The 12,359-nt window shown below is 34.2% G+C and carries 9 protein-coding genes; 7 read left to right on the top strand and 2 right to left on the bottom strand.

Annotated features, from left to right (window positions below):
* The first annotated feature begins 4 nt into the window (after nucleotides 1-4).
* The 7 genes from BM296_RS04510 to BM296_RS04480 are packed head-to-tail and all read left to right on the top strand — an operon-like array spanning nucleotide 5 to nucleotide 5,980.
* The gene (locus tag BM296_RS04510) at nucleotides 5-361 is read left to right on the top strand and encodes a four helix bundle protein (protein ID WP_091901744.1); all 357 of its coding nucleotides are present in this window, start codon (nucleotides 5-7) and stop codon (nucleotides 359-361) included.
* A gap of 30 nt (nucleotides 362-391) precedes the next feature.
* On the top strand, nucleotides 392-1,423 hold the full coding sequence (hemE, locus tag BM296_RS04505) for a uroporphyrinogen decarboxylase (RefSeq protein WP_091901742.1): 1,032 nt from the start codon (nucleotides 392-394) through the stop codon (nucleotides 1,421-1,423).
* A 10-nt stretch (nucleotides 1,424-1,433) separates the two neighbouring features.
* Nucleotides 1,434-2,786, top strand: coding sequence for a TrkH family potassium uptake protein (locus BM296_RS04500; protein WP_091901740.1), 1,353 nt, complete (start codon nucleotides 1,434-1,436; stop codon nucleotides 2,784-2,786).
* A 14-nt stretch (nucleotides 2,787-2,800) separates the two neighbouring features.
* Nucleotides 2,801-3,343, top strand: a complete 543-nt coding sequence (locus BM296_RS04495) for a GNAT family N-acetyltransferase (protein WP_091901738.1) — start codon at nucleotides 2,801-2,803, stop codon at nucleotides 3,341-3,343.
* Complete coding sequence (gene hemF / locus BM296_RS04490; protein ID WP_091901736.1) at nucleotides 3,333-4,235, top strand: oxygen-dependent coproporphyrinogen oxidase; 903 nt, start codon at nucleotides 3,333-3,335, stop codon at nucleotides 4,233-4,235. Before BM296_RS04495 ends, hemF begins: the two co-directional genes overlap by 11 nt.
* Nucleotides 4,226-5,170: a DUF4421 family protein gene (locus BM296_RS04485; RefSeq protein WP_091901735.1), complete on the top strand. Its 945-nt coding sequence runs from the start codon at nucleotides 4,226-4,228 to the stop codon at nucleotides 5,168-5,170. The genes hemF and BM296_RS04485 overlap by 10 nt, the downstream gene beginning before the upstream one ends.
* Before the next feature lie 12 nt (nucleotides 5,171-5,182).
* Nucleotides 5,183-5,980: a PhzF family protein gene (locus tag BM296_RS04480; protein WP_091901733.1), complete on the top strand. Its 798-nt coding sequence runs from the start codon at nucleotides 5,183-5,185 to the stop codon at nucleotides 5,978-5,980.
* Here the strand turns inward: BM296_RS04480 and BM296_RS04475 are convergent, their stop codons facing one another.
* Together BM296_RS04475 and BM296_RS04470 are read right to left on the bottom strand one after the other, a co-directional pair.
* A complete protein-coding gene (locus tag BM296_RS04475) occupies nucleotides 5,981-8,623 on the bottom strand; it encodes a DEAD/DEAH box helicase family protein (RefSeq protein ID WP_091901731.1) in 2,643 nt (880 codons plus the stop codon). It abuts the gene before it with no gap.
* A 133-nt stretch (nucleotides 8,624-8,756) separates the two neighbouring features.
* Nucleotides 8,757-12,359, bottom strand: a complete 3,603-nt coding sequence (locus tag BM296_RS04470) for an ABC transporter permease/M1 family aminopeptidase (RefSeq protein WP_091901729.1) — start codon at nucleotides 12,357-12,359, stop codon at nucleotides 8,757-8,759.

The following is a 12,359-nucleotide window of genomic DNA, read 5'->3' as shown; positions in this document are numbered from 1 at the left end:
AATTATGAGGGACTTTAAAAAGCTTGAAATATGGAAAAATGGAATCACCATAGTTAAGCATGTTTATGGTTTAGTGCAAAAATTGCCAAGCGAAGAAAAATTCGGACTTAAAAGTCAACTTTCAAGAGCAGCAGTTTCAGTTCCTTCTAATATTGCGGAAGGATGCAGTCGAAATAGTGAAATTGAATTTAAACGCTTTTTAGAGATTGCACTAGGTTCCCTTTTTGAAGTTGAAACTCAATTAATAATATCAAAAGAATTAAAATTTTTAGACAGCAAAGACTTGAAGGTAATTTTTGAATTAATTTCAATAGAATCTAAAATGATTAATAGTCTAATTAGTAAAATAAAAAATAGCTAAAAGCTAATGGCTAGCAGCTAATAAAAGAATATGAGCTTAAAAAACGACTTATTTCTAAAAGCCTTAAAAGGTGAGACTGTAGAAAGACCACCAGTGTGGATGATGCGTCAGGCAGGTAGATATTTGCCAGAATTTATGGCAATCAAAGAAAAATATGACTTCTTCACCAGATGTCAGACTCCGGAATTGGCATCAGAGATTACCGTACAACCTATTCGTAGATATGGTATGGATGCCGCAATTTTGTTCAGTGATATTTTGGTAATACCACAGGCAATGAACATTCAAGTAGAAATGAAGCCTAATTTTGGACCATATTTACCAAATCCAATTCGTACTCAAAAAGATTTAGATAGTGTAATTGTACCAGATGTTCATGAAACATTAGGATACGTTATGGAAGCTATAAAGGCAACCAAGGAAAAATTGAACGATGAAGTTCCTTTAATTGGTTTTGCAGGTTCTCCTTGGACCATTTTATGCTACTGCGTACAAGGTCAAGGAAGCAAAACTTTTGATAAAGCCAAAGAATTGTGTTTTACACAACCAGTAGTTGCACATGAATTATTGCAAAAAATTACAGATACTACTATTGCATACTTAAAAGCAAAAGTTGCTGCAGGCGTTAATGCTGTGCAAATATTTGACTCATGGGGCGGTATGTTATCTCCTATCGATTATCAAGAGTTCTCTTGGCAGTATATTCAACAAATTATTGACGCGCTGAAAGATGAAACCCCTGTAATTGTTTTCGGTAAAGGATGCTGGTTCGCTTTAGGTGATATGGCAAAATCAGGTGCTTCTGCATTAGGTGTAGATTGGACCTGTTCCGCAAGAAATGCGCGTTACTTAAGTGGTGGAAAAATTACGTTACAAGGTAATTTTGATCCAGCACGATTGTTATCCCCACCTTCCGATATTAAGAAGATGGTACACCAAATGATCAATGAGTTTGGTAAGGATAGCTATGTTGTAAATTTAGGGCATGGTATATTACCAAATGTACCAGTTGAAAATGCAAAAGCGTTTATTGATGCTGTAAAGGAATATAAAGTAGGCTAATACGTACCGTATGGGGTATTTCAAAAATATTGGAAAGACCTACAAGAAATTTAAATTAGGCTTAACACCACAACAAACTTTGTTTTATGGGTTCTTTACCTATATTACATTTGGGTTTATATTACTGTGCATACCCCTTTTACAAAAAACACCGGTTAGTTGGGTAGACAATCTGTTTACGGCAGCTTCTGCCGTTTCAACCACAGGATTACTTACTATACCGTTAACGGAATCATATACCTTTTTAGGGCAGTTGGTCATAATGGTTTTATTCCAGTTGGGAGGTATTGGCTACTTGACATTTACCACTTTTATAATATTGTCCACCACTAGAAAAATGACGCATTGGCATCAAAAAATTCTAAAGACAGAATTTGCATTGCCCAATACTTTACATATAAAGGATTTCATAAAATCTGTCGCAATTTTTACAATGGTCATGGAAACTATTGGAGCAATATTGTATTTTGTTGCCTTTAAAGGTGCAGGGTTTAGTTTTTGGAATGCAGTATGGTCATCAATTTTTCACAGTATCAGTGCTTTTTGCACTGCTGGCTTTAGTCTAGACCCTAATGGTTTTACCTCATATCTTGACAACGGACTTATTAATTTCACAACCAGTATGCTTGCCATTTGTGGTTCTATGGGATTCATTGTTGTTACCGACATCTTTTTATGGATAAAAAATAAATCGCACCAATTGAGCTTTACCACCAAAATTATCTTCTATGGTTTCATAATTTTATTGATAATGGGAACTGTACTCCTGTATTTTGCAGAGCCTTCGCTCTCCATTATAAATGAAAATGAACGTTTAATGGCATCATTCTTCCAAGCAATGAGTGCTATGACCACAGTAGGATTTAATACGGTAGATATTGGTCTATTTTCTCAAGCCATACTCATGGTTACAATATTTTTAATGTATGTCGGTGCATCTCCTTCCGGTACTGCTGGTGGAATCAAGATTACCACATTGACCGCCGTTTTAGCAATAATGAAAAGTGGTTTACAAGGCAAAAAAACCGTTACTTTTATGCGTAGGAAAATTCCTAGTGAACGCTTACAGATTGCCATATCCACCTTCATTTTTTATACACTTCTATTAGTATTGGGTACACTGCTGGTATGCTATACCAACAATTTTAAATTTGAAAATATTCTTTTTGAGGTAGCTTCTGCATTGGGTACCGTAGGTCTAAGTACAGGGATTACAGGAGACTTGGACAATTTTGGTAAAATAATCCTATCTATATTAATGTTTATAGGACGCTTAGGAGTTTTGACTTTTGGATTAGCACTATGGTATAAAAAAAGTAAGAACAAATACAATGTTGTATCCGAAGAGGATTTGGCAATATAACCTTTAAATAAAGCATGGGTAACTTTACATTTGCTTTTTTCGAAATTAACCCTATATCGGAGCGAGATGGGTGGCGATTATGCGATTTTTGCTGTGCAAACGAAAATCACTTAAGCAGATTTTTCCCTAGTACACTTGCGTCAAATTTAAATCCAACCTTGTCCAAGCTCTTTGTTGAAAAGAAAGTCAGCGAGTTTATTAAAAACGAGGAATATCTATTCACCCTAAAAGAGCCTCAAAACCGTAACATAATTGGGCTGGTGTATGTAAAAGCTATTGATCTTGCTAAAAATGAAGCAGAATTAGCCTATTGCATAGATTATAACCAAGCCAATAAAGGATACACCACTATTGCGGTAGAAACCATTTCTAAATGGACATTACAATTGCCGAATATCCATACGCTACGGATTATTGTATACAAAACGAATATTGGTAGCATTAGGGTCGCAGAAAAATGTGGTTATCTTTGGAAAGAAACCTTATTGAAAGAACATACTCCGCCTAATGAAGACCCATTAGATATGGAACTTTACGTTTTAAAGAATGAAAGATAGATTTTACGCTTATATAGAACAACTTCAAGATACCATTACCGCAAAATTAGAAGAGGTAGATGGTAAAGCCACTTTTAAAGAAGACATTTGGGTGCGTCCAGAAGGTGGTGGTGGCCGTACACGTGTTATTGAAAATGGTGCCGTTTTCGAAAAAGGTGGCGTAAATATTTCTGGTGTACATGGAGAACTTCCAGATAGCATGAAAGCTTATTTCAAAGTTGAAGATGCTAATTTTTTCGCCTGCGGCCTTAGCTTAGTGCTTCACCCAAAAAACCCAATGGTACCTACGGTTCATGCGAACTGGCGCTATTTTGAACTGTATGGAAAAAATGGAGAAATAGTAGATCAATGGTTTGGAGGAGGTCAAGATTTAACTCCGTATTACTTATTTGATGAAGACGCCAAACATTTTCATGAAATCTGCAAATCTGCCTGCGATAAACATAATCCAACATTTTACAGCACCTATAAAAAACGCTGCGATGAATATTTCTGGAATACACATAGAAACGAAGCGCGTGGTATTGGAGGTTTATTTTTCGACTATTGCAAAGCTACCGAAACTACAAGTATACCAGACTGGTATAATTTTGTTACCGAAGTTGGCAATAGCTTTTTAAACAGTTATGTACCAATTGTTATAAAAAGAAAAGACCTTGAATACAGTAAGGAACAAAGGGATTGGCAAGAAATTAGAAGAGGTAGATATGTAGAATTCAATCTAGTTCATGACAAGGGCACCTTATTTGGTTTAAAGACCAACGGAAGAATAGAAAGTATTCTAATGAGCCTACCTCCACATGTGCAATGGGTATATGACCATCAACCTGAGGAAGGAAGTGAAGAAGAAAGGTTATTGAACATTCTAAGTGCTCCAAAAGAATGGGTATAAGAACAGTTCTTTTTATGTGCATGTTTTGCGCATTACATTTTTGTTCTGCCCAAAACTCTCATTACAAAGAAGCGTTTCCTGATAAGATTACCCTTAGACTGTCCTTACAGACCACTTCTAATAATTTCACGCTTAGAGACAAGATAACACGTAGTAAAACCGAATTTATACCTAATGATAAAAGCTATTTAGGCTTGTCCGTTTTATTTCGGTTTTTAGAAGTCGATTTTGGTTATGCTCCTAACTTTTTATCAGAAAACAAAGATAACGGCGACTCTAAGTTAATTACGTTTAATATTCGCACCTTTTTCGGTCAATACATGCAGACCGTAGATATCTATAAACAGAAGGGGTTCTTTATTCGTACCTCAGATCTGACCTTGCCAATAAATGATTTGAAAACGTTTAAAATAGGTGGGACATCTAGTTATATTTTTAATTCAGATTTTTCTTTTCGTGCTATCGGGTTTCAAAACGAATGGCAGAAAGAAAGTGTAGGCAGTTTTATCCCTAGTATTTCTTACTATTACACCAAGTTTAAATTAGAAGACCCTATCATAGAAAATCAATTGGAACATTCTTTCAAACTTGCTATTGGTCCTGGATATTATTACAATTGGGTTTTTGACGAGAACTATCTTGTATCTGCCGGTGCAACTGGTGGTTTAGGCTTTAACCTATCAAAATCTCAAGGGGTAACTTCCTTTAACGGATTGGCACAATTGGTTTTTCGATTAACAGGCGGTTATAACTCAGAATCTTTTTTTAGTGGCGTAAATATTAATACACAACTTCTAACACACACCTCAGCAGACAACTTTATTTTAGATGATTCTATTAGTTTTCTAGAATTTTATGTAGGATACCGTTTTGATGCTCCAAAAAAGTGGATTGCCAAGGCCGATGAGATAAGTCGTAAATTTGGGATAGAATAATATTAGCTATCCATGAAACAGAAAATATATCAAATAGACGCATTTACAACTAAATTGTACGGTGGAAATCCGGCAGCAGTCTGTATTCTTGACAACTGGTTAGATACTGAATTGATGCAAACAATAGCGGCAGAAAATAACTTAGCCGAAACTGCTTTTGCTGTCAATAAAAATGACCATTATGAATTGCGTTGGTTTACACCAGAAATTGAAGTTGACCTTTGTGGCCATGCAACCCTAGCAACTGCCTTTGTTATCTTTAACTACTACGGTTTTACAGAAAATACGCTTAGGTTTATTTCTCCAAGAAGTGGAGAATTATTAGTGCAAAAAAATAACGAGGGACTATTAACAATGGACTTCCCAACGGACGATTTAATTACCGTACCAGAACAACTCAACATTTCAAAAGCAATAGGAAAACAACCTTTAGAAACCTATAAAGGCAAAACTGACTACATGCTTATTTATGAATCTCAGGTTGAAATAGAAGCTATTGCCCCAAATTTTCATTTATTAAATGAATTAGATTGTAGAGGAGTTATCGTTTCTTCTAAGGGAAACGATGTTGATTTTGTATCTCGTTTTTTTGCGCCACAATGTGGCATTCCAGAAGATCCGGTTACCGGTTCTGCGCATACAACTTTAACACCGTATTGGTCAGAGAAGTTGAGTAAGAAAATATTAACCGCCAAACAATTATCTGAACGTGGTGGCGAATTAGAATGTGAATTTCATGGAGATAGAGTAAAAATATCTGGACATGGAGTTTGCTATTTAGTAGGTGAAATAGAAATATATTCCACGTAATTATTTCCAAGTAATTGTTTTTTTAGAAACCTCTTCAAATTGATATTTAAGGTGGGAAAAACGAGCCTTCAACAACTCTTTTCTACCCTTTAATGTTCGTGTAAATAAAATTTTAGAACCATCAACATGTTTGTTCCAATATCCCTTGAACCTTAATGCTTCGATTTTGTTTTTTCCAATATCCTTTGGCACTACATAATAATTTCTAATACCGAGTCTTCTCTTTATAAAATTACCATTGACCAATAAATATCTAGGGTTGTCGATAGGTGCAATAACTTCCTCTAATAAAGAAATAAAAACATTACAGTCATGCTGGCTAGCTTCTTTTAAGTAAATAGAAAAAGTTCCCTTCAAATTCTGTTCTGCAAAAATTTTTGCGTTTTTAGACTCAAAATTTGATGTTTTTTCATGCAACAGATAATGTAATAGTGCTTTTCCTATTTTCTTAGTTTTCTTGTATTGATTACCGAATAAGAAATAGATTTTCAATGCTTTAAACGTTTTAGGACCAAAGCCAAAAATAAGAGCAGCACAGAATAAATAAATAACCTGAACTATTCCTTTATTCAAAACCGCACCAAAATTCTTTATTAAAAATTCAGGAATAAATAAGGAAACACCTAACACAACTTCAAGTATTACATACTTGCCTGCATTTAATGCATTTAATTGTTTTTGTCTGGCAAAAGACTGTGCCTCGGAAAACGGAATATTTAATTCGCGTACCAAAACATTTCCATTAGCAATAGCTTCATTCCATCTTTCTGTAAAAACAGATTTTTGTTGCGCTCTAGAGAGCATATCTTCATTAATCGCCGATAAATCGGATGTTTCTGACCAGTTCAAAGGTAATACCAATCGGTCTATTCCATTTGAAATATAAGCTTCATCACGGATTGAAACACCGTTAAAAGCCTCAAAACGTTGCTGAAGCTTTTCCATGTCTTTACCACCATCAATTGCAGTTGGGTCTAAACAGGCAAGGTGCCAAATGGCACCGGTTTTATTTGGGTTATCAGCATCAACTCTAATAGCACGACCTCGCATTTGGTTAGAAGAAACAAAAGAGCCCACATAAGAAGCAAGTATTAACGTATTTATGCACGGAGCATCCCAACCTTCACCTAAGAAAGCTTTTGTGCCAATAAGTGTTTTAATGATTCCCTCCTTAAAAAGCTGGGTAACAGATTCCGCAATTTTATTCTTTAGTGCATCAGGAACTTGAATGAACATATACCCCGCAGAACCTTCTAAAGGTTTTACAACAAGTTGCGCTATTGCCAGTAATTCCTTTAAATGTGATAGGGCATTCTCATTAACAATTACTAAAGAACCCGTTAAAACCGCTAATGAAGCATTGTTAGGTTGCTTAGCAAGTATATATTTTAAAATAGGAACAACGCCTAGTTTATTTATAAGCTTAGTATCGTCACCTTCAAGATTTAAAAATTCTTTTCGAATAAAATCAGTTAAAATAACGGTTCGGGCACCTTCTTGTAAACTAAGGTCTGTGTGGTTAACAATTTTAAATATACTTTCTAATTTACTTGGGCTATTAGATAGATTTCGATACAAAACCTCATCACCAATAAAATTGACCCGCTTGTTCTCAAGCACACCAATTCGCTTTAAATCCTTTTCCAAAGGCATTAAAACATCCTCAAAAGAAATAAATTTTTCTCGTTGATCTACTAATAAATGCTGTAACAAAATTTCTGACCATTCATAGTTGAAACTTGGAAAGGTTACATCGTTATTAGCGAAGCCTAGTATTTTAAGATTCATCTCATTTAAGGCAAAGCCACAAGAATTCAGATAAATAATTATCGACGAAAAAAAAGTTGGGTATTGATAAATATAATCTAGAGACTTCTTAGGGTTCACGTAGAAATCTTGTGTAATTAATTTTTCTTGCAAATCTGTATTTGCAAGAAGGTTATTGGTAAAATTCAATATCCGTTCACGATAATTGACAATATATTTAATTTGCGCCTCTTCTGGTTTTGAGAAGTAGATAAAGTCTTGATGCGGACAAAGGTCTCCGTTCTTAATAAGGTCAGGAACAGCGATTTCGTCATCTATAGCACCGCACAAACTAAAATAGCGATGAATTTCTGTTGCCGTACTATCATAAGGTGGCGTTGCCGTTAGCGATACTACGGTTAACCCCTCAATTGCTTTTAAGTGAAACAGACAATGCCACCATTCATTCTTTAAATGATGTGCTTCATCTAGAACCAACGTTTCAATTTGATGCTTTTTTATATACGCCAATAATTGCTCTTTACTATTTTCACCGAAAGATTTAGAAAGTGCAAATAAGGATTGATATGTTGAAAAAGTAATTAGTTCAGGAGATTTTATGTCTAATGAGTAGTTATCAAAATTGCCATTAACCGTAAAAAACTCCAACAACCTACTTCGCCATTGATTTCTAATGGTCAACGTTGGTGATAAAACCAAGGTAGGTTTTCCTATCCGTTTTAAAATTTCTAAACCTAGTATAGTTTTCCCCGAACCAGGTGGTGCAATAACATGTAAATGTCCGTCTTTTATATGCTCTTGAAAACCATCTAAAAACTTCTGCTGGTAGTTTCGCCAGGTATATTTGAATTTTAGATTATCACTTAATTTTTGCAATACAACATGGTTGATTTGATACTTCTATTAAACATGAAAACGACGAAAATAGTACAATAAAAAAGTAAAAACCTGTCCGTTTTATGACAATTGCCATTTACGAACAGGTTTATACTTAACTAAATTGAAAAAATTACTCTTCTACCGTTTCTAAATTATCATCAGAATTACGATCAATTAATTTATTGTACGGGTCTATACCCGCTTTTAATGGTTTTTCATCAGTTACGATAGTAAAAGTATTATCACCCGCAGAAAGCCACTTTATTTCGAAGTAAAATGGGTTCTTGATAGTAACACCATCGTCACCGGTAATATCTTCTCCAAAGAGACCTACATCTACTAAGTTCTTCTTATCATCAATCAATTTCTCTTTACCCGTATCATCATAATAAATTTTCTTAGAATTTACCGTGAATGTAGTTTCCCATTTGCCATTATCTAGCTTTTTGGTTTTAGCATCCATTACGCGATTCTCATAAAGAACAATCTCTTTGAAACCATCGTCAACCTTATATTTTAAGGAATCTGGAGTAACATTATAAATAGCTTTGTAGAAATCTTCAGAAGTAGCATATACTCCCTTTTCAAAATACTTATATTCATTCAAGAATGTTTTAAGTCCCGCATTTATAACATCCTCACCAATGACATCTTGCAAATCATACATAATCATTGATCCTTTTTGGTACCAAATATGCTGGCCAGTTTCCACATCCATCAAAGAACGCTCTGGCTTAAAACTGAATGATCTTCTAGACAAATAGGTATCTAAAGAAGGCTTTAAAAATCCTTTTATACCATTTTCACCATATTCATGCTTTAAAGCCATTAATGAAACATACTCTGCTAAAGTTTCAGAAATAATATTTGCTCCTCTTGTTTTACTTGGCGTAACGATATGACCCCACCATTGGTGTGCAATTTCATGAGCTGTTACCCTGAAAGCATAATTAAAATCTCCTTCGTTAGAAAAATCTGCTACGAAGCCAAAATCTTCTGAGTAAGGTATCGTTGTCGCAAAAGATTGTGCAAATGTCGTGTGTGCCGGAAACTCAATTATTCTAATTACAGAATATGGATATTCATAAAAGTTTTTAGAATTATAATCTAACGAAACTTTAATCCCTTTTATAAATGAAGCTAAGTTTTTCTTGTGTTTCGGAGAGTGATACACTTCAATAGTCACTTTCTTTCCACTAGGTGCAATCCAAACATCTTTTTCAATATCATAAGTTGCAGAAACAAAATTGAAGAAGTAATCAGATTTATCTTCCATTTTGTAATTAAAATAGCTTCTATCTTCATGATCCCATGTCTCAACTAATACACCTGGCGCAACAGCTGTTTGCCCTTTTGATGTGCTAATCGTTGCTTCAAAATCCATATAATTACTATCCTCATTAAATAAATTCTTTTTCAAAGCAATGCTATCTGTTCTTGGCGGAAAAAGAAAGTCTAATTTCTCCAACCCATATTTTTCACGAGCACCATTCTCTGTCAAAGCAATATCATAATGAAAGCTTGGAAAAATAGCATCATTAAAGAAAGAACCATTATTCAACACTGCAGTTTCCCTATCCATAGCAAACCCATGTGTTCTTGCCTTAGTTTCAATAACCAAATTAGCAGTGTCTTTCGGCTGTAAAGATTCTGGTAGTTTGTAAATGAACAAACGATACAATGAATCGCTTAAAAACGGTTTTAACTCTTGGTCATTATAAACCACCTTTGTAATCTTAGTATCATAAGTAGGAAACATAATTTCCATTAAAACCGTATCAATTGGCACTTCTGAAGGATTAATAACTGTAAACACTCCCTTTGCATCGACACCACGTGTATCTGTATAAATATCTATATCAGCTTTTAAATCGATTACTTGAATATGGGGCTTATCTATATACTTACCATATGTCTTTTCAGCATCAGCAGAAAGCTTCTCACTAGAATCGCTATCTTCCATATGGTTCAGAACTTTTATATTATAAAAGCTATAAGCACCTACAGAAATAAAAGCGAATAAGAAGAATAAAGTATAGGCAACTGTTTTACCCTTAAATCTACTTTTAGCTAATTTTAAGCGCTCTTTCGCTGAAGAATAAAACCCTCTACTCCAGAATACACTACCAATAGCAGCCAATGTACCTGTAAAAAGAACCCAATATAAGTTCAACCAAAATTGACCAGTTAAGTAATGTCCGAATCCATTTAAATCACTTATAAAACCGGGTGTTGTTTCTCCAAAAGCTAAAAGTGGGTTATTTATTTTTAACACTAAACCCACCAAAATAGGTATACCTACATAAATTATAATCACAATAAAATGACCTAAAAACTTATTGTTTACCAGTACATGAATAAAAAATGCCAATAACAATGTAGAAACATACAAAGGAAAAAGAGTCGTAAAATTATAGGTAAGATACATACCCAATTCATAATCAAAATAACCATTACCTGTCTGATACATAATACCAACCAGTATGTTAATTAATGTCAACAAAACGGCAACACCAATAAGTGAAATAATCTTTGAAAGATACAGTGTAGTATTACTTACCGGTAGCGCATCATAAAATTCAAAAGTCTTATTACTTCTTGTACGATGCACTGCTTCACCAGAATAAATAATTAGAATAATTGTGGAAAATAAAGCTATCCCGCCAGAAACATAGGCAACCATAAACCTAGTAAGCGGTAATGACGGCGTACCATTATATTGATTATTTTGATAGGTTATAAATCCTGCTACTATAACCCCTATTATGATTAACACAAGAAATACAGGTTCTTTAACGATAGATAAAAATTCTATTTTACTTAAAGACCATAGATTTTGTCTTTGCGCTTTTTCACTAAACTCTTGAACAACACTAATTGTTTCTGTAGTTCCCATTAGATCATTATCTTCTTTTACATTCTTCTTTTTCTTAGAGGATAAAAACCCTTTATATGAAAATTTAAAAAGTGTAAATACAAATATCAAAATACCTAAAGACAACCATAGTAAACGATTTAGCATAAACTTACCTGTTAAAGCCAATTGGGTAGTGTTTAACTCGTCTACAGACCAGTATTTTGTTAAAAAACTATAAGCAGATTGCCCAAAAGGATCAACATAAATACTAAGCCATTCTGTATCTAAACTAGATAGTAATTGCCCCGATACCGATGTACCAATAAATATTAAAATACCTCCTAAATATAAGATTGGCATTCTTTTAAAAAACGTCATCAGACAAAAGAAAAGACTACCTATAAAAAAGGAGTTAAAAACTAATAGGTATAAAAAGGGAAAAAAGTAAGACCAAAAATTAAAATCGATATACGTACCATAGTCGGGCCTATCTAATAATGCACCTAATACATAACCAAACATTGCACCAAGCATAGCGGCAATGTTCATTATAGTGACGATAGTAAAACTACCCCAAAAACGACCCAATATATAGTTCTTTTCAGAAATAGGAAAAGTGAAATAGGTCTGGGCAGTTTTATGTTCTTCATCTCTATACACAGGTACACCCATAATCGCGGCATAAAAGAACAATGCAAATACACTTAACACTCCAAAAACACCAGTTATATTATTCGGACTATTCGTGAATTCTGCAGTTACAGATTCATCAAATACACCAAGTAAGCAGGGTATTAGAAACATAATAAATATGTAGATATAAGTGACCGGTCGTCTAAGCCTATACTTTAGCTCAAATAAGAATATTTCTTTCAT

It is taken from the genome of Maribacter stanieri (assembly GCF_900112245.1).
Taxonomy (GTDB): Bacteria; Bacteroidota; Bacteroidia; order Flavobacteriales; family Flavobacteriaceae; genus Maribacter; species Maribacter stanieri.
The sequence above is the reverse complement of the archived record's forward strand: the minus strand, read 5'-3'. Positions and strand labels throughout refer to the sequence as shown.

Coding starts and splice junctions, on each gene's coding strand:
- BM296_RS04510 (WP_091901744.1), top strand. CDS start 5: ATGAGGGACTTTAAAAAGCTTGAAATATGGAAAAATGGAATCACCATA.
- hemE (WP_091901742.1), top strand. CDS start 392: ATGAGCTTAAAAAACGACTTATTTCTAAAAGCCTTAAAAGGTGAGACT.
- BM296_RS04500 (WP_091901740.1), top strand. CDS start 1,434: ATGGGGTATTTCAAAAATATTGGAAAGACCTACAAGAAATTTAAATTA.
- BM296_RS04495 (WP_091901738.1), top strand. CDS start 2,801: ATGGGTAACTTTACATTTGCTTTTTTCGAAATTAACCCTATATCGGAG.
- hemF (WP_091901736.1), top strand. CDS start 3,333: ATGAAAGATAGATTTTACGCTTATATAGAACAACTTCAAGATACCATT.
- BM296_RS04485 (WP_091901735.1), top strand. CDS start 4,226: ATGGGTATAAGAACAGTTCTTTTTATGTGCATGTTTTGCGCATTACAT.
- BM296_RS04480 (WP_091901733.1), top strand. CDS start 5,183: ATGAAACAGAAAATATATCAAATAGACGCATTTACAACTAAATTGTAC.
- BM296_RS04470 (WP_091901729.1), bottom strand. CDS start 12,359: ATGAAAGAAATATTCTTATTTGAGCTAAAGTATAGGCTTAGACGACCG.